Genomic DNA, 18395 nt, shown 5'->3' on the forward strand with positions numbered 1-18395 from the left:
AGTTTAAAAAGATATAATGAATAAAAATAATCCTGTAAGGACATGTGTCGCTTGTAAAATTAAAATTTCTCAGAGCTTGCTAAAAAGATACCGCTTGGTAGGTAAAAATTTAGAGCATGGCAAAGGAAATGGTCGTAGCTTTTATCTGTGCGACAAATGTATGCAAAAAGATATAAAAATTTTAAAAAAAATAATTGATAAACAAACTAAAGGTGCTTTTATTTGTGATGCACCGAAGTTAAAGGAGATACTCTTAAATGAGCAATGTTAGGATTTCAGAGATCGCAAACGAGCTTGGCTATCCAAGTAAAGAGATAGTAGAAAAAGCTCAAGAGTTAGGATTAAAAGTCAAAACTCACTCAAATGCAGTTAGCCTTGAAGAGGCCGAAGCTATATATGAATATGTTCAAACTGGTGTGATACCAGATAAATTTAAAAAGAAAAAGAGTGAACCTAAGCCAAAAAAAGAGTCTAAAAAAGAAGTAGAAAAAGAGTCAGTAAAAAAAGAAGAAAAACAAAAAAGTGAACCTAAAAAAGCTACTACTAAAACTGAGTCAAAGTCGGTAAAAGCTGAGCCTAAGAAAGAGGCACAAATTTTAGAAGAAAAACAAAAAATTGAGCCTAAAAAAGAAGAAATCAAAGTAGAGCAAAAACAAGTCGAAGCTCCAAGACCAAAAGAGAGCTTGGCTGATGTGACTCAAAAAAGACGTGGTCTTGTGATAGTAAAAAAGAAAAAAGATTATGAGGCGCCAATTGCTACAAAAGAAGAGAAAAAGCCTGAACCAAGCATAGCTAATATAAGCGATTTTAAAAGTATGTTTTCAGCAAATGATGAAAATTTAGCTAAGAAAAAGAAAAAAGATAAAAAGGTAGTTGTTGTAAGTAAAAAGGATAGCGTCCAGAAGATGGACCTACTTGGCGGAAGTGACTTTGGCGACATTGTACTAGAAGATGAAGATGTAGTCGTTCTTCCTGATTTTAGTTTTAAAACCCCAGCACCAGCACCTGCTCAAAAGACAAAACAGCCAAACGTTATGAGAACTACGGTCAATAACACGATAAATTCTTTTGGTGAAGGTGGCATTCAAAGAAGAGCTAGAAAAAAACACAAAAAGCCTGAAAATAAACAAAACAATGAAGCCGTGACGTCTATAAATATTCCAAAAGAGATTCGTGTTTATGAATTTGCTGAAAAGCTGAACAAACAGCCAAGCGAGATTATTGGTAAGCTTTTCATGCTTGGCATGATGACAACAAAAAATGACTTTTTGGATGAAGATGCGATCGAAATTTTGGCTGATGAGTTTAATGTAGAGGTTAATATCATCGACGATCAAAAAGAATTTGACTACGTAGCAGCCTATGAAGAAGAGATAAAAGACGATGAAAATCTTCAGCCAAGAGCACCAGTCATAACCATCATGGGTCACGTTGATCATGGTAAAACTTCACTACTTGATTACATTAGAAATTCTCGCGTAGCAGCTGGCGAGGCTGGCGGTATCACTCAGCATGTCGGTGCTTATATGGTAAATAAAAACGGCAAAAATATCACATTTATCGACACTCCAGGTCACGAAGCGTTTACCGCTATGCGTGCAAGGGGTGCTGGCGTAACTGATATAGTTATCATCGTTGTTGCAGCAGATGACGGCGTAAAACCACAGACAAAAGAGGCGGTCAGCCACGCAAAAGCCGCTGGTGTGCCAATAATCATCGCGATAAACAAAATGGATAAAGAGTCAGCAAATCCTGATCTAGTAAAAACCGGTCTTGCTGAGCTTGACATTATGCCAACAGAGTGGGGTGGAAAGTATGAATTTGTGCCAATCTCTGCAAAAATGGGTACAGGTATAGATGATCTTTTGGAGATCGTGCTTTTACAAGCTGAGCTTTTGGAGCTAAAAGCAAATCCAAAAGCAAACGCAAAAGCAACTGTTATCGAGAGCTCACTTCAAAAGGGTCGTGGCCCAGTAGCTACCATTATCGTTGAAAACGGTACATTAAATGTTGGTGACACTGTTGTTGCAGGCGTTGCGTATGGCAAGATAAGAAGTTTGCTTGATGATAAGGGCAGGCCACTAAAAGAGATAAAACCAGGCGAATGCGGTGTTATAGTAGGTCTTAGCGAGATAGCAGAGGCTGGCGAGACGCTAATAGGTGTAAAAACTGATAAAGAGGCTCGTGAATACGCACAGAAAAAGGCTGAATATATCCGCCAAAAAGAGCTTAGCAAGAGCACAAAAGTTAGTATTGACGAGCTTAGTGCTAAGATCGCTGAGGGTGAGTTAAAGACGCTTCCAGTCATCATCAAAGCTGACGTTGGTGGCTCACTTGAGGCACTAAAAGCAAGCTTAGAAAAACTAGCAAATGATGAGATCAGAGTAAATGTCATCCACTCTGGTGTTGGCGGCATCACGCAAAGCGACGTAGCACTTGCTAGTGCGAGCGAAGACTGTATAATCCTTGGTTTTAACATAAGACCAACTGGTGAGATAAAAGAAAAGGCAAAAGAGAGCGGCGTTGAGATTAAAACTTACAACGTTATTTATAATCTAATTGACGATGTGAAAGCGATCTTGGGCGGACTAATGTCACCGATAATTAGAGAAGAGCAGCTTGGTCAAGCTCAGGTTCGCCAAGTGATCCATGTGCCAAAAGTTGGTGCTATCGCTGGATGTATCGTCACTGAGGGCACGATAAACAGAGGGGCAAAAATTCGCCTTATTAGAGAAGGTGTGGTTGTTTATGAGGGCTCAGTTAGCTCACTAAAACGCTTCAAAGATGACGTCAAAGAGGTTGCTAAAGGTTATGAATGTGGCGTTGGTATCGAAAATTTCAACGACATCAGAGAAAATGACTACATCGAAAGCTTTAAAGAAGTTAAGGAGAAAGCTACTCTATGAACGCTAACGAAATAAAGCGTATGAGAACAGAGAGCGTGCTAAAAGAGCTCATACCAGAGGCTCTAGCCACTCTTGAAGATAGCATTTTAAAAGGTCTTTGCGTCACTGACGTCGAGTGTAAAAAAGGCAGATACGACGCCTTTGTTTATCTTGACAAAATGGCATTTGATGAGCGTGAACAAGAGTATATTTTGGGGCATTTAAAGCGAGTTTGTAGGCATTTGCAAAACCACTGCATGGCAGCTGAGGGCTGGTACAGATGCCCAAATTTTCACTTTAAATTTGATGATAGATTAGAGTATCAAAACCATATGGATAAGTTGTTTGATAAAATTTCAAAGGATTTAAACAAAAATGGATAATTTAGACAAACTAGTACGCGAATGCGGTGTCGAGCTTTACGATAGCGAGATCGCAAATGAAAATGGTAGGGCTATTTTTAGAGTTTATATCACAAAAAATGGCGGAGTGAGCCTTGACGACTGTGAAAAAGTGAGTCGATTGCTCTCGCCTATTTTTGACGTGACACCGCCAGTTAGCGGGGATTATAACCTCGAAGTTAGCTCACCTGGCCTTGAGAGAAAGCTTAGTAAGCCATCTCATTTTAAATCAAGCATCGGTGAGCTAGTTAAAATTCAAACCGAGGCTGAGAAATTTGCAGGAAGGCTCGTAAAAGCAGACGAAGAGAGCATCGCAGTAGAAAACGAAGAGGGAATTTTTGAGATCAACATCAGTGAGATAAAAAAAGCAAAAACATATTTGGAGTGGTAAAATGCTAAGCGACATCGAGATAACTCACCAAACAAAGCTAGAACACATCAGTAAAGTTGCCGCAAAACTAGGTTTAAGCGAAGACGAGCTTGAACTTTATGGCAAATATAAGGCAAAAATTTCTCCAAGGCTTGAGCCGTCAAACTCAAAGCTCATCTTAGTCACTGCGACTAATCCAACCCCATACGGCGAGGGCAAAACGACTATGTCGATCGGTCTAGCTGACGCACTAAATTCACTTAATAAAAAGGTTTGCCTAGCACTTCGCGAGCCATCTTTGGGACCAGTTTTTGGCATAAAGGGTGGAGCAGCAGGTGGTGGCTACTCGCAGCTTGCGCCGATGGAGGATCTAAATTTACACTTTACTGGTGATTTTCATGCTATAACATCCGCAAATAATCTTATTTCGGCGATGATAGACAATAGTCTTTATCAAGAAAACCCGCTAAAAATAGAGAAAATTTTATGGAAGCGCTGTATGGATATGAATGATCGCGCGCTTAGATTTATCACAGTAGGACAGGGTGGTAGAACGGACGGCGTGCCAAGAGAAGATGGCTTTAACATCACCGCCGCAAGCGAGATCATGGCCGTACTTTGCCTGGCTACGAGCCTCTCTGATCTAAAAGAGCGCGTGGCAAATATCATGGTCGCCTATGATAGCGATAAAAAGCCTATCTACGTGCGTGATCTTGGTTGCGAAGACGCTGTTTGCATACTTTTAAAAGATGCGATTAAACCAAATTTATTTCAAACACTTGAACATACACCTACGCTCGTGCATGGCGGTCCATTTGCAAACATCGCACATGGCTGCAACTCTGTTATCGCTACAAAAACAGCTCTAAATTTAGCAGACTATGTCATTACTGAAGCTGGCTTTGGCTCGGAGCTTGGCGCGGAGAAATTTTTAGATATAAAGTGCAGGATCGCAAACATTAAGCCAAGTGCTGTAGTGCTTGTAAGTACGATCAGATCGCTAAAATATAACGGCGAAGCAAATAAAGATGAGATCACAAAACCAGATATGAGTGCTCTTAAAAAAGGTATTGAAAATCTTGGCGGACACATCGGAAACTTAAAAGGCAAATTTGGCCAAAATGTAGTTGTAGCACTAAATAAATTTGGCTTTGATACTGAAGAAGAGATAAATTTCGTAAAAGAGTACTGCCAAAAGCTTGGCGTAGAAGTGGCAGTTTGCGAGAATTTTGTAAAAGGTGGCAAAGGTGCGGTTGAGCTTGCTGAGCTAGTTTTAAAAGAGTGTGATAAGCCAAGCAAGATAAATTTCACATACGATATGAGCGACGATACAAAAACTAAAATAGAAAAGGTCGCTAAAGAGATTTATGGAGCTGGTGAGGTAGTCTTTGAAGAGGCTGCCCTTAAAAAGATTGAGATGATAAAAGAGTTAAATTTAAGCCATTTGCCAGTTTGTATCGCAAAAACGCAGTACTCATTTAGCGATGACGCAAAGCTTTTAGGCAGAGCAAAGGGCTTTACATTTAGCGTAAAAGATCTTGATATTAGAACGGGAGCTGGCTTTATCGTCGCGGTTTGCGGTAAGATCATGCTGATGCCAGGACTTCCAAAAGTACCAGCCGCTGTCAATATGAAGATAGACGCAGACGGCAAGATCGACGGCTTGTCATAAATTTATGAAAAGTATGAAATTTGTAAAAATACTCTTTTTAATAGGTTTAGGTGTTTTCTTCGTTGGATGCGCGGGAAGATATAAATATAATGTTGAGCCAACGCCTATACAAAAAGGCGTGGCTAAATACATTGTTGGTGATTTTAACCTAACATTGACAAATCAACCAACTACATACGAGCACAACACTAACTATAAAAATGAAAGCGAACTTCGTGATGAGTTTGTGGAATTTATAAGCAAACATCTAAAAGAGCAGGGTATTTTAGGGGACGAAAATAGCTTCAAGATAAAAATACAAATGGACTATGAAAGATGGTTTAACTGGGGTGGTAAAGCGTTAAACAAGCCACATTTTAGCTACAGCGTGAAAATTTATGATAACGCAGATAGGCTTTTGGTCTCTTATGCTATACCACTCTCTACGACAAAGTATAGCTATTTTAAAGAGATCGCTGTTTTGACGGAGATTGCTGCATTTAGATGGGACGCAGAGGATGAGCCGACCGATATCGACTTGATCTCAAAAACTCTTGTTGATGAGATAAAAGATATAGGAAAATAAAAATAGTCTGCTAAGATGAACGACGAATTTTATATGGATCTTGCTTTAAGTGAGGCTTGGAAATTTCAGATCCTGACCTATCCAAATCCAGCCGTTGGATGCCTTATCCTTGATGAAAATGGGCAAATTTTATCTTGCAAGGCTCATGAAAAGGCTGGATATTTACACGCTGAACCGACAGCGATACTCTTTGCGCTTTGCAAAAAAAGTGAAAAATTTAAAGATAATTTTATAAAAGCATATAATGCTAAATTTGGCTCTAATATAAAAAATGGCGAATTTGGCCTTTTAGAGCCAAAATTTACTTACGAATTTATACTAAACAACCACTCAAGTTTACTAAAAAATGCAAAAGCCTACGTCACTCTTGAGCCTTGCTCGCATCATGGCAAAACGCCACCTTGTGTAAATTTACTAAAAGAGCTTGGTTTTAGTGAGGTAATAATAGGTAGTCATGATGAAAATAAAATAGCAAGTGGCGGTGCTATTTTGCTTAAGAGTGCTGGAGTGAGAGTTAAATTTGGCGTTTTAAAAGAGTGCTGCGATAAGTTGTTTGAGCCATTTTTAGCCTATCAAAATGGTGGATTTAGTTTTTTGAAAATAGCTCTTAGCAAAAATGGCGTGGCAAGTGGCGGCATCATCACAAATGAGCTTAGTCGCAAGCACGTCCATAAACTTAGAAGCGTTATAGATACGCTAGTGATCGGCGGCAACACAGTGCGAGTTGATCGCCCAAAGCTTGACAGTAGGCTAGTAAGTGGCGGTAAAAACCCAGACGTCATAATCTACTCAAGAAGTGATAAATTTGATGAAACATTGCCACTTTTTAGCGTACCAGATCGCAAAGTTAGCATTCAAAAAGAGCTTAGTTTAAAAGGACTTAGTATGTTTGAAGGCGCTGGTGAGTTTTTAAAACTTGTAAAAGAGGGCAAGTTAGCAAACGTGAAATGGCTGCTTATCTATCAAAGCTCAAATTTTAAGGATGGTAAAAACCTGAGCCTTGATCTAAATTTAAAACCACTATTTAGTGGAAATTTTGGAGACGATAGCTACACCTGGTATGAAATTTTGGATTAAATATCTAAGCCAAAATAGTGCTTGACTAAAAAGCCAATGCCAAATGAAATGATCGCAACACCAAAAGTTATCACGCACATCTCAATCGCTCTTGGCAAAAATTTAAGCTCTTTTGCTACGCTTATATAAAAGTTGTAAGTGATAATGGCAACAAAGGCAAAGAAAAACATTGACAAGACAGCGTAAAGACCGCTTGAAAAGATGAAAAATGGAAGTATCAAAAACGCCGTTGTTATGATGTACGAACCACCTGTGTAGAGCGAATAGGTAAGCGGTTTGATCTCGTCACTTGGATTTTCTTTTGACTCAAGATATGCTGAGCCAGCCATGGAAAGAGCAGCTGCAATGCCCATGATAAGGCCTGTTGCGCCAACTGATTTTGTATTTGAAAAAGCAAGTGCGATACCACTTAGTGTGCCAGTTAGCTCAACTAATGCGTCATTCATACCAAGAACAATGCCACCGGCATTGACTAGTTTTATATCTTTTAACATAGAGATTAAATTGTTTTCATGATTTACTTCTTCTTCATAAATATCTTTAGCTTCAGGATACTCATCAACGATACCAAGATAAAATTGCTCTGCGTCTTCTTCACGTGACTCCATAAATTTTAAAGTAAAAGATGTACCAAAAATTTTAACAAGTATCGTGTAGAAAATGACTTTGAATAAATTTGCACTTCTGCTCTCACCTGTTATCTTTTGGCAAAAAGCATAATGTCGTTTTTCCTCAGTGATTAATTTACGAAGTATTTTTTTATTTTCTTCATTTTTTTCACTAGCTTCGAGTAACGTATAGATAGCGGTATCATCTGCTTCATTTTGTAGCTGTTTTAAAGCACGTTTTTTATCTAGCATAAATTCCCCTTTTTAAATTTTGTAAGATTTTGGATTTTGAAGTGTAAGATTAGATGGTGCGATCAGCGAGACTCGAACTCGCACACCTAGCGGCACTACCCCCTCAAGATAGCGTGTCTACCAATTCCACCATGATCGCAAAAAAGAACAAAAGCCCCAAAGAGGGGGCTAAATTTAAGCTCTACGCTTAGCCAAGCATTGGGTTTGCGTAAAGAACGATAAGCGTAATAACAAGTGCGTAGATAACTTGTGCTTCGATCATCGCAAGAGCGATAAACATTGTAGTCATAAGTTTGCTACCAACACCTGGGTTTCTAGCTGTTCCGCTGATAGTCGCAGCAGCTGTGTTACCCATACCAATAGCGCCACCAAGAGCTGCAAGGCCAAGGCCAATACCACCAGCGATAACTGAATATGATCTGATCATCTCGCCATCAGCGCCAAATGCGAATGCAGCAAGACCAAGAATTAAAAACACGATCTTTTTCATCGTTGCTCCTTTAAAATTTTAAAGCTCTTTCGGATCTGTCCCCTACTTAAACTTTATGAGCCGTAATATTACAAAAACAAAACTTTGTTTCAAATAAAAACACTAAAAATTTAAATTGCCCATAAAAAATTCTTAGCTTAGAAAAATAAAAGTTTTTTTATGTTATCTTTGAAAAAATTAATTTATTCTTAATCTCAGGTAATCAATGATAAATGAAAAATTTTCAAAAATAGGCTTTGTTCTTGCGATGGCTGGTTCTGCTGTTGGTCTTGGCAATGCCTGGAAATTCCCTACAATGGTGGGAAACAACGGCGGTTCAGCATTTATAATTTTATATTTGCTCCTTACATTTGCTATCGCATTTGTGGCGTTTTTAGCAGAGCTTAGTATCGGCAAGCTTGGCGAAAGCGACGTTGTGAGCTCTATTTATAAACTTGCTCCAAAGCATAAAAAAGCGTGGTCGTTCTCTGGTTTTTTCATGATAGGAGCGATACTTATTGCTTCATTTTATATGGTTGTAATTGGCTGGATATTAAAGTATATTTATCTTGGCTTTTCGCCACTTTTGAGCAATCAAGAAGAGGCAGTCCAACAGTTTAATACGCTTTTATCGAATGATCTAAGTAGCGCTATTGTTTGCTTTAGTCTAGTCTTTCTAATGGTATTTTTTGCTGTTTCAAAAGGTGTGAAAAGTGGCATTGAGAAGCTAAATATTTGGATGATGCCGGGTCTTTTTATACTGCTTATTTGTATACTTTTTTATGCAATTAGCATGGGTGATGGCTTTGTTAAGGCGGCTAAATTTTTATTTGTACCAAATTTTAGCGCAATCACGCCAGATGTTATTTTACAAGCTCTTGGACTCGCGTTCTTCTCGCTATCTATGGGCGTTGGTGTAATACCGACATACGCTGCAAATTTACCAGAGCAGACAAATCTTATAAAATCAACGCTTTCTATCATCTTTATAAACATATTAATAGGCATTATGATGGGACTTGTGGTCTTTACGTTTATATTTGCTTATGGAGCTGATAGCACGGCAAGTGGCCCGGGGCTTATTTTTATCTCACTTGTTACACTTTTTGCAAAGCTTGGGATAGTTGGCAATGTCATGGCCATCGCATTTTTTGTTTCACTTTTATTTGCTGGTGTTACAAGTGCTGTTTCGATGATAGAACCATTTGCTTATTATTTGGTTAGAAAATTTGAAATTTCACGCAAAATGGCTCTTGTTTATATTGGAATTTTTGTCTATATTTTAGGCCTTTTTTGTATTTTTTCATATTATGCACAGACGGCTAATATCTTTAGTATTTTTGGTAAGCCAGTCTTTGATGCGCTTGATTTTCTTACTTCAAATATAATGATGCCAATAGGTGCCATAATTTTTAGTTTTTTTGTTGGCTATAAACTTAAAAAAGAGAGCCTATATCTACTCTTTGGCGAATTTATGGGAAAAGTATTCTTTGAAATTTGGTACTTCACTCTAAGATATATTGTGCTAATTGCAATTTGTGCCATCATGATCTATCAAATAGTAGGTGAATGATGGATAGATTTAGTAAAGTTGGTTTTGTTCTATCTATTATTGGAGCGGCTATTGGCCTTGGTAATGCATGGAAATTTCCATATATGGTCGGTAGTAACGGCGGTTCAGCATTTATTCTTATATATCTATTTTTTGCTTTTGTGGTTGGGCTTAGCATATTTTTTGCTGAGATGGCAATGGGTAAAATTTCACGCCTTGACACGGTTGGAGCATTTAAAAGTCTAGCTACAAAGGGGGCAAATTCTTGGAAATTTGCTGGTGTTGTGATGGTGACAGGGCTATTCATCGCATCTTTTTATACGCTCATTATCGGCTGGGTTTTAAAATACGTTATCTTAAGTCTTGGTGAGCTTCCAAAAGATATGGCAAGCTCAGAAGCGCTTTTTGTAAATTTTACTTCAAAGGGCATAGAGGAGCAAATTTTATATTTTAGCATCGCTTTTTTTGCATACTTTTTTATACTTACAAAAGGTATAAAAAGTGGAATAGAGCGTATAAATATATATCTTATTCCAGCACTTTTTATTTTGCTTTTGCTTATGCTTGGCTACTCTTTTGGTATGAATGGATTTGAAGAGGCGGCTAAATTTTTACTAGTGCCAGACTTTTCAAAGATCGATCAAGGCGTTATCTTAAACGCTCTTGGGCTTGCCTTTTTTACAATGTGTATAGGCATAGGCTGTATCCTTACTTATTCATCAAGTCTTGGAGATGATACAAATTTATTCACTTCATCGCTTTATGTAGTCTTTGCAAATATAATTATTAGCGTAATTATAGGGCTTATAGTTTTTACATTCACCTATGAATTTGGCTCAGAGCCATCAAAGGGTGCAGGGTTAGCATTTATCTCGCTTCCAACGCTTTTTGCAAAGCTTGGTTTGCTTGGAAATTTCTTGGCTTTTGCATTTTTTACATCTTTATTTTTTGCTGGTATAACATCGGTTATTTCGCTAGTCGAGCCATTTATATTTTTCTTAAATAAAAGTTTGGGATTTAGTAGAAATAGATCAATTATCATTGTCGGTGCCGTAGTTTATGTTTTAGGGATTTTATGTGCATTAAGCGGTATTGGCAATTTTAAAGAAGCACTTACATTTTTTGGTAAGAGCTTTTTTGATTTGCTTGATTATCTTAGCTCAAACATTATGCTCCCACTTGGTGGCATTATATTTGCCATTTTTGTTGGGTACTTTATGAAATTTGAGCTTTTAAAAGAGCTATTTTTGCCTTATATGGGTGAGGTTGTTTTTAAAATTTGGTATTTTTTAATAAGGTTTGTGGCACCAGTTCTAGTTTTTGTGGTGTTAGTAAGGGAGATTGCATAATGGCAAAAGAACAGTTTTCTAAAATAGGTTATGTTTTAGCAGTTGCAGGGTCAGCTGTTGGACTTGGAAATGCATGGAAATTTCCATATATGGTCGGTGAAAATGGCGGATCAGCATTTGTTATTTTATATCTTTTGATAACGTTTTTAGTTGGCATACCTATCTTTATGGCAGAGCTAAGTATTGGCAAACTTAGTGAGAGCGATAGTGTAAATGCCTTTAGAAAGTTAGCGAATAAAAATAAAAATTTATGGCAACTAGTTGGAATTTTAGCTATGGTAACCGCAGCTATAATCTCATCTTATTATATTGTTATCATCGGCTGGGTCTTTAAGTATTTCACACTATCTTTTACCGGTCTTCCAAACGATATAGAAAGCTCAAAAGTAATATTTAACGAGCTTCTTACACATGGTCTTGGCGAGCAGACGCTTTATTTTGTTATAGCATTTGTAGCTTGCTTTTTTATCCTTTCAAAGGGTGTGAAAAGTGGTATTGAAAAGCTAAATGTTTGGATGATGCCAAGCCTATTTATCATGGTTTTAATCATGCTTATCTTTTCTATGACAATGAATGGCTTTACAAAATCGGCTGAGTTTTTGCTTGTTCCCGACTTTAGTAAAATTTCATTTAACTCACTCTTGCTTGCTCTTGGGCTTGCTTTTTGGACACTATCTCTTGGTATGGCAGCGATCATTACATATTCAGCTAGCCTAAGCGATGATACAAATTTAGCTACTTCTACGCTAAGTATCGTCTTTATAAACATCGTCTTAGCCATTATGATGGGTCTTGTTATCTTTACATTTATATTTGAATTTGGTGCCGAGCCGTCTCAAGGACCAGGACTTGTCTTTATCTCGCTTCCAACGCTCTTTGCAAAGCTTGGTGTGATAGGTCAAATTTTAGCTGTAGCATTTTTTGCTGCACTTATCTTTGCTGGCATTACTTCAGCTATCTCTATCGTAGAGCCGTTTGTATTTTTCTTGATCAGGGAGTATGGCATTAGTAGGATAAAAGCTCTTAGCATAGTTGGAGCCGGTGTTTTTGTTTTAGGATTTTTATGTCTTTTATCAAATATAGAAAATGTTGGCGACAAATTTATGCTCTTTGGTAAAAATTTCTTTGATTTTCTTGACTTTACCGCTTCAAATGTTCTGCTTCCAATTAGTGGTATAGGTGGAGCGATATTTGTTGGATATTTTATGAAAAGAGAGGCACTTTATGTGCTATTTAGTCCATATATGAGCGACTTTGTATTTAGTGCATGGTATTTTTTATTAAGATATGTGGCGCCAGTTTGCGTATTTATCATCATGATAAATAAATTGTTTTTTTAAGGGTTGGTTATGCAAAAAGTTGAGAAATTTTTTGATAAGGTCGGCGATATAGTCGGCTATATCTGCATGTTTATTATGGCTTTGATGATAATAGACGTCTTTTTTAACGTTGTGGCAAGATATTTTTTTTCTTATGGGAACGTCGCATTTCAGGAGCTTGAGTGGCATTTTTTTGCTGTGATATTTTTGCTTGGTATGAGCTATGCATTAAAAGAAGATGCACACGTTAGAGTTGATATCTTTTATGCTAAATTTTCACCAAAAAACAAAGCTCTTGTAAATATGATAGGAACTGTTATTTTTGTAATCCCATTTGCACTTTTAGTTTCAAATTTATCGTTTGAATTTGTGAGTGATGCTTATACTTCAGCTGAAGCTAGTGCAGATCCAGGCGGTCTTACTCACAGATGGATCATAAAAGCACTTATTCCTTTTTCTTTTTATCTGCTTGTATTTTTTGCGATTGGCTTTTTTATAAGAAATTTTAATCTTTACAAAAAAGCTAAAAAGGGGGAATAATGGCTGGTTTGATAATGTTTATAGCTGCGCTTTTGATGCTAGGCATTGGCTTTCCGGTAGCCTTTACCTTTGGTGCAGTTTCGATGATATTTGGCATGATTGGTAGTATTGTTGAGAGCATTGGAGACGGAGATGGACTACTTGGAAGTATCGAAGTTTTTAAAGATATGTTTAACTTCATGCCTTATAGAATTTTCTCTATCATGGAGAGTAGAATTTTCATAGCAGTTCCACTTTTTGTATTTATGGGTGTCGTGCTTCAAAAGTCAAAACTAGCCGAGAGGCTGCTTGAGAGTATGGGTATGCTTTTTGGAGAAATTCGCGGAGGCATTGCTATTAGCACTATCTTGGTTGGGGCACTTCTTGCAGCTTCAACTGGTGTTGTTGGTGCAAGTGTCGTTGCAATGGGTGTTATAAGTTTGCCTGTTATGTTAAAGTATAAATACGACCAAGCGCTAGGTTGTGGTACTATATGTGCTGCTGGTACGCTTGGACAGATCATTCCACCTTCTATCGTGTTGATTATTTTGGGTGATATATTTTCAGTGCCAGTTGGTGAGCTTTTTCATCAAGCCATCATCCCAGGACTCACACTAGTAGCAGTTTATATCATTTATATTTTGATTGTTGCTTATTTGAAACCAGATACTGCACCGGTAGTAAAAGATGAGAGCGGTGTTAGTAAATTTAAGCAGATTATGAGAGCACTAATCGCTATCTTTCCACCGCTTTTGCTGGTTATTTGTGTATTGGGTTCTATATTTGCAGGTATCGCTACACCAACTGAAAGTTCAGCTTTTGGCTGCGTTGGAGCCATTATTTTAGCTATTTTTTATAGGACATTTTCATTTTCTATGATAAAAGAGGCATTGGCTGAAAGCGTAAAAACCACAGCACTTGTCTTTGCTATACTTGTTGGTGCGACAGCCTTTTCTATGGTATTTAGTTACACTGGTGGCGATGAGATTGTTGAAAAATTTATGACAAATTTGCCAGGCGAGAAGTGGGGCTTTATCATTTTTAGTATGGTTGTCATCTTTGTGCTTGGCTTTTTTATTGACTTTGTTGAAATTTCATACATTGTGCTTCCTATCTTGGTGCCAATAGCTGCAAAGCTTGGTATAAATCCAATTTATCTAGCAATCTTAGTTGCGATGAATTTGCAAACTTCATTCCTAACGCCGCCATTTGGTTTTAGCTTATTTTTCCTAAGGTCAGTCGCACCAGCTGAGATAAAAACGACTGCTATTTATAAAGGTGTTGTGCCTTATATTTTTATTCAGCTTGCTGTACTTGTATTTTTCTGCGTCTTTCTAATGGAATTAAAGCCAATGCTTGATGCGAGCCACGGCGGATTATTAAACTTCTTACTCTCACTTTTTAAATGATATAAAAGTTTTTGGTTGTAAAATACCAAAAAACAAGCAAAATGGCTAATTTGAGTTTCTGCCCAATTTAGCCATTTTTATGACCGCTTTTTAGTAAATTTATAAATTTAATGAGGTGAAATATGGCGAAGAAATTTATCGATGTTATGGATACGACTTTTAGAGATGGCTTTCAGTCAGTTTATGGCGCTAGGGTGCTTATGAACGACTTTTTGCCCGCGCTTGAAGCAGCCAAAGAGGCTGGTATAGAGCATTTTGAATTTGGTGGCGGAGCGAGATTTCAAAGCCTTTATTTTTACCTAAATGAAGATGCTTTTGCGATGATGGATAAATTTAGAAGCATCGTAGGACCAAAAGCAAATCTTCAAACCCTAAGCAGGGGCGTAAATACCGTAACACTTGATACTGGCAGTCGTGAGCTAATCGACCTTCACGCAAAGCTTTTCAAAAAACATGGAACCACCACCATTAGAAATTTTGACGCACTAAATGACGTTGAAAATTTAAAATATTCAGGCGAGAGGATCGCTCATCACGGACTAAAACACGAGGTTGTTGTTACGATGATGGATCTGCCTAGTGGCTGTGTGGGAGCTCATGATGTTAAATTTTATGAGAAAATTTTAAGAGAAATTTTAGATGCAAATATCCCATATCACAGCGTTTGCTTTAAAGACGCAAGTGGCACAAGTAGCCCACAAAAGGTCTATGAAACCATAAAAATGGCTAGAAAGCTGCTGCCAGAAAAAACTCATATCAGACTTCACACACATGAAACTGCAGGCGTAAGTGTGGCTTGCTATCTTGCAGCGCTTGAAGCCGGCGTTGATGGCATAGATCTAGCCGCAAGCCCAGTAAGTGGCGGTACAAGCCAGCCAGATATCTTAACCATGCTTCATGCAGTAAAAGGCAAAAACTATGATCTTGGCGGACTTGACGTGGAGAAAATTTTAAAATATGAAAGCGTTTTGAATGACTGCTTAAAAGAGTATTTCTTACCACCTGAGGCCGTGCAAGTAAGCCCACTTATACCATTTTCACCGATGCCTGGTGGCGCACTCACTGCAAATACCCAGATGATGAGAGATAATAATATCTTAGATAAATTCCCAGAGGTCATCCTTGCGATGCGTGAAGTAGTGCAAAAGGGTGGATACGGTACTTCAGTGACCCCGGTTAGTCAGTTTTACTTCCAACAAGCATTTAATAATGTGATGTTTGGCAAGTGGAAAAAGATCGCCGAGGGATACGGCAAAATGGTGCTTGGCTACTTTGGCAAGACCCCAGTTACGCCTGATAAAGAGATCATTAAGCTTGCAAGCGAGCAACTAGGGTTAAAACCAACTACAAAACACGCAGTTGATATAGCCGATAAAGATGAGAGCAAGTCGCTTGCTCATGTAAAAGAAATTCTAAAGCAAAACAATATAAAAACTACCGAAGAAAATATATTTATAGCAGCTGCTTGTAAAGAAAAAGGCATCGCATTTTTAAAAGGTGAAGCCAAAGTAAATGTAAGAAAGATCGATCCAAACGCTAAGGCAAATGAATGCAGACAAACTCAAAGTGGCAGATATAGTGTCGTCGTAAATGGTAGCCGCTACAATGTCGAAGTAAGCGAGGGCTTTAACGATAGCATCCAAGTAAAATCAATCACTGAAGTTGAAGGCAAGAGTGTAAAAAATGCCAAAAGTGCAGTAGCAGGTGCAACTGAAAATGATATCGTTGCAAGCTTGCCAGGCGCTGTGCATAAAATTTTAGTAAGCCCTGGCGATCAAGTCAAAAAAGGGCAAGCTGTAGTTGTGCTTGAAGCGATGAAAATGGAGATAGAGGTCAAAGCCCCAAAAGACGGCGTCATAGGCTCTATCGAGGTTAGTAAAGGTCAAAGCGTTGCAAACAATCAAGTGGTGGCTAGATTTAAATAAATTTGCCACTTTTAAAAAGATAGTGTTAAGCGAAATTTGATTAACATTTTGATGACTTTTAGGTCAAATTTATAAAGAAACGAAAATTTAAAAGGAAACAACATGATAAATAAGCTAGACGAGCTAGGTCTAAAAGAGATCAAAAAGATAAATCACAATCTAAGCTATGACGAGCTTTTTGAGCTTGAAAAGGCAAACAACGAGGGCAGAGTCTCAAGCAACGGCACATTTATGGTTGATACTGGAATTTTTACAGGTAGAAGCCCAAAAGACAAGTATTTTGTCAAACAAGATCCAAGTCAAAAGTATATCGCTTGGGGCAAGATCAACCAGCCTATCACAAAAGAGCTATTTGATAAGCTTCTTAAAAAAGCAAAAGAGCAGCTAAGCGGTAAAGAAATTTTCATCCAAGATGCATTTTGTGGAGCTAGCAAAAAGAGCCAAAAATCAGTCCGCTTTGTCACTGAAGTAGCGTGGCAAGCGCACTTTGTAAAAAATATGTTTATCCGTCCAAGCAAGGAAGAGCTAGCTAAATTTGAGCCTGATTTTGTAGTATATAACGCTTGTAAGACAAAAAATGAGGACTACAAGGCTGATGGGCTACACTCAGATGTCTTTGTTATCTTTAACGTCGAAGAAAACGTCGCGGTGATCGGCGGCACATGGTACGGCGGCGAGATGAAAAAGGGCATTTTTTCTATGATGAACTACTGGTTGCCACTTGAAGGAAAGCTAAGTATGCACTGCTCTGCAAACGTAGGCGAGAAGGGCGATACAGCGCTATTTTTTGGTCTATCTGGCACTGGTAAAACGACACTTTCAACTGATCCAAAACGCAAGTTAATAGGTGATGATGAGCACGGCTGGGACGATGATGGCGTGTTTAATTTTGAGGGCGGCTGCTACGCAAAATGTATCAACCTTGATCCAAGCAGCGAGCCAGAAATTTACGCAGCGATTAGGCGTGATGCGCTACTTGAAAACGTCGTGGCTGACGAAAAGGGCGTGGTTGATTACAAAGATGGCTCAAAGACTGAAAACACACGTGTGAGCTATCCGATCTATCACATCGACAATTACGAGCCAAGCTCAAGTGCCGGCCATCCAAAAAATATTATCTTTTTAAGCGCTGACGCTTTTGGCGTGCTTCCTCCAGTTGCAAAGCTGACAAAAGAGCAGGCGATGTATTATTTCCTAAGTGGCTATACAGCAAAAGTTGCTGGCACAGAGCGCGGTATAACTGAGCCTGTTGCTACTTTTAGCGCTTGCTTTGGCGAGCCATTTATGCCACTTCACCCAACCGTCTATGCAAAACTACTAGGTGAGAAGATCGATAAACACGGCGTTAATGTCTATCTTGTAAATACAGGCTGGAGCGGCGGTGCTTACGGCGTTGGCAAGCGTATGAGCATAAAAGCGACACGTGCTTGCATAAATGCAATCCTTGATGGCAGCATCACAAAATGTGAGTTTGAAAATTTTGATAAATTTAACTTTGCTATACCAAAAGAGCTTGATGGTGTCGAGACAAAACTGCTAAACCCTATAAACACATGGGCAAATCCTGCTGAGTATAACGCTTCACGTGATAAGCTCGCTAAAATGTTTGTTGAAAATTTCAAACGTTACGAAGATGTAAAAGAGGGTGTTGAGTACGCTAAAGCTGGACCAAAAGCTTAATTTGCATAGCCTTGTAAAAAATTTTGCAAGGCTAGTTTTTTAGTTGGCATTTTTGATATTAAAGTATCTTTCTTCTAAATTCCAAGTTCAATTGTTACATTTGTAAATTTATTCTAGTAAGTAACAAAATATTAGATATTGCCAAATATATGAGTTGCTAATAAAATTTTCCTATTACAATTAGCCTCTAGTTTTTCTTTTTGTGCTTGAACCAGTTATCAAATATCATTTATTGCGATGCTGTTTTTAAAAATTTTTATAGGTTTGAGGAGGAGATTTATCGCATTAAATTTAGAATAAAAAAATAATAAGGGCAAAGTTGCCCTTATAGTTATAAATGTAT

16 protein-coding genes and 1 tRNA gene are annotated in these 18395 nt (G+C 38.1%); 14 read left to right on the top strand and 3 right to left on the bottom strand.

Annotation, left to right across the window (positions count from 1 at the left end; genetic code table 11):
* Nucleotides 1-16: 16 nt before the first annotated feature.
* From B9N62_RS05080 to ribD, 7 genes are read left to right on the top strand one after another with little or no spacing between them, the layout of a single operon-like run.
* Complete coding sequence (locus tag B9N62_RS05080) at nucleotides 17-271, top strand: hypothetical protein (protein ID WP_072594698.1); 255 nt, start codon at nucleotides 17-19, stop codon at nucleotides 269-271.
* The gene (gene infB / locus B9N62_RS05085; protein ID WP_087584656.1) at nucleotides 258-2906 is read left to right on the top strand and encodes a translation initiation factor IF-2; all 2649 of its coding nucleotides are present in this window, start codon (nucleotides 258-260) and stop codon (nucleotides 2904-2906) included. Before B9N62_RS05080 ends, infB begins: the two co-directional genes overlap by 14 nt.
* Entirely contained in the window at nucleotides 2903-3268 is a 366-nt protein-coding gene (rbfA, locus tag B9N62_RS05090; RefSeq protein WP_021090755.1) for a 30S ribosome-binding factor RbfA, read from the top strand. The genes infB and rbfA overlap by 4 nt, the downstream gene beginning before the upstream one ends.
* The gene (rimP, locus tag B9N62_RS05095; protein ID WP_087584657.1) at nucleotides 3261-3677 is read left to right on the top strand and encodes a ribosome maturation factor RimP; all 417 of its coding nucleotides are present in this window, start codon (nucleotides 3261-3263) and stop codon (nucleotides 3675-3677) included. Before rbfA ends, rimP begins: the two co-directional genes overlap by 8 nt.
* Nucleotide 3678: 1 nt before the next feature.
* Entirely contained in the window at nucleotides 3679-5328 is a 1650-nt protein-coding gene (locus tag B9N62_RS05100; RefSeq protein ID WP_087584658.1) for a formate--tetrahydrofolate ligase, read from the top strand.
* Nucleotides 5329-5341: 13 nt separating this feature from the next.
* The gene (locus B9N62_RS05105; RefSeq protein WP_087584659.1) at nucleotides 5342-5893 is read left to right on the top strand and encodes a hypothetical protein; all 552 of its coding nucleotides are present in this window, start codon (nucleotides 5342-5344) and stop codon (nucleotides 5891-5893) included.
* Nucleotides 5894-5908: 15 nt separating this feature from the next.
* Nucleotides 5909-6970: a bifunctional diaminohydroxyphosphoribosylaminopyrimidine deaminase/5-amino-6-(5-phosphoribosylamino)uracil reductase RibD gene (gene ribD, locus B9N62_RS05110; protein ID WP_087584660.1), complete on the top strand. Its 1062-nt coding sequence runs from the start codon at nucleotides 5909-5911 to the stop codon at nucleotides 6968-6970.
* Here ribD and B9N62_RS05115 read toward each other — a convergent pair.
* The 3 genes from B9N62_RS05115 to B9N62_RS05125 all read right to left on the bottom strand — a co-directional run bounded on the left by B9N62_RS05115 (nucleotide 6967) and on the right by B9N62_RS05125 (nucleotide 8320).
* Nucleotides 6967-7830 carry a VIT1/CCC1 transporter family protein gene (locus tag B9N62_RS05115; RefSeq protein WP_087584661.1) on the bottom strand — a complete coding sequence of 288 codons (864 nt, stop codon included), beginning with the start codon at nucleotides 7828-7830 and terminating at the stop codon, nucleotides 6967-6969. The two genes, ribD and B9N62_RS05115, sit on opposite strands and share 4 nt — an antisense overlap.
* 54 nt (nucleotides 7831-7884) lie before the next feature.
* A tRNA-Leu gene (locus tag B9N62_RS05120) sits at nucleotides 7885-7969 on the bottom strand.
* A 48-nt stretch (nucleotides 7970-8017) separates the two neighbouring features.
* On the bottom strand, nucleotides 8018-8320 hold the full coding sequence (locus B9N62_RS05125) for a F0F1 ATP synthase subunit C (protein WP_004317263.1): 303 nt from the start codon (nucleotides 8318-8320) through the stop codon (nucleotides 8018-8020).
* Nucleotides 8321-8525: 205 nt separating this feature from the next.
* Here B9N62_RS05125 and B9N62_RS05130 point away from each other — a divergent pair, with 205 nt between their 5' ends.
* The 7 genes from B9N62_RS05130 (at nucleotide 8526) to pckA (ending at nucleotide 18052) form a co-directional block, all read left to right on the top strand.
* Nucleotides 8526-9872: a sodium-dependent transporter gene (locus tag B9N62_RS05130; protein WP_087584662.1), complete on the top strand. Its 1347-nt coding sequence runs from the start codon at nucleotides 8526-8528 to the stop codon at nucleotides 9870-9872.
* The gene (locus B9N62_RS05135) at nucleotides 9869-11200 is read left to right on the top strand and encodes a sodium-dependent transporter (RefSeq protein WP_087584663.1); all 1332 of its coding nucleotides are present in this window, start codon (nucleotides 9869-9871) and stop codon (nucleotides 11198-11200) included. Before B9N62_RS05130 ends, B9N62_RS05135 begins: the two co-directional genes overlap by 4 nt.
* Nucleotides 11200-12540, top strand: coding sequence for a sodium-dependent transporter (locus B9N62_RS05140; RefSeq protein WP_021090462.1), 1341 nt, complete (start codon nucleotides 11200-11202; stop codon nucleotides 12538-12540). The genes B9N62_RS05135 and B9N62_RS05140 overlap by 1 nt, the downstream gene beginning before the upstream one ends.
* Before the next feature lie 9 nt (nucleotides 12541-12549).
* Nucleotides 12550-13059 carry a TRAP transporter small permease subunit gene (locus B9N62_RS05145; protein ID WP_021090735.1) on the top strand — a complete coding sequence of 170 codons (510 nt, stop codon included), beginning with the start codon at nucleotides 12550-12552 and terminating at the stop codon, nucleotides 13057-13059.
* Nucleotides 13059-14447: a TRAP transporter large permease gene (locus B9N62_RS05150; protein ID WP_054196248.1), complete on the top strand. Its 1389-nt coding sequence runs from the start codon at nucleotides 13059-13061 to the stop codon at nucleotides 14445-14447. Before B9N62_RS05145 ends, B9N62_RS05150 begins: the two co-directional genes overlap by 1 nt.
* A 122-nt stretch (nucleotides 14448-14569) precedes the next feature.
* The gene (locus tag B9N62_RS05155; protein WP_087584664.1) at nucleotides 14570-16372 is read left to right on the top strand and encodes a biotin/lipoyl-containing protein; all 1803 of its coding nucleotides are present in this window, start codon (nucleotides 14570-14572) and stop codon (nucleotides 16370-16372) included.
* A 105-nt stretch (nucleotides 16373-16477) separates the two neighbouring features.
* Nucleotides 16478-18052 carry a phosphoenolpyruvate carboxykinase (ATP) gene (pckA, locus tag B9N62_RS05160; RefSeq protein ID WP_180382163.1) on the top strand — a complete coding sequence of 525 codons (1575 nt, stop codon included), beginning with the start codon at nucleotides 16478-16480 and terminating at the stop codon, nucleotides 18050-18052.
* Nucleotides 18053-18395 lie beyond the last annotated feature (343 nt).

Origin of the sequence: Campylobacter concisus, from assembly GCF_002165785.1 — a bacterium.
GTDB lineage: Bacteria > Campylobacterota > Campylobacteria > Campylobacterales > Campylobacteraceae > Campylobacter_A > Campylobacter_A concisus_W.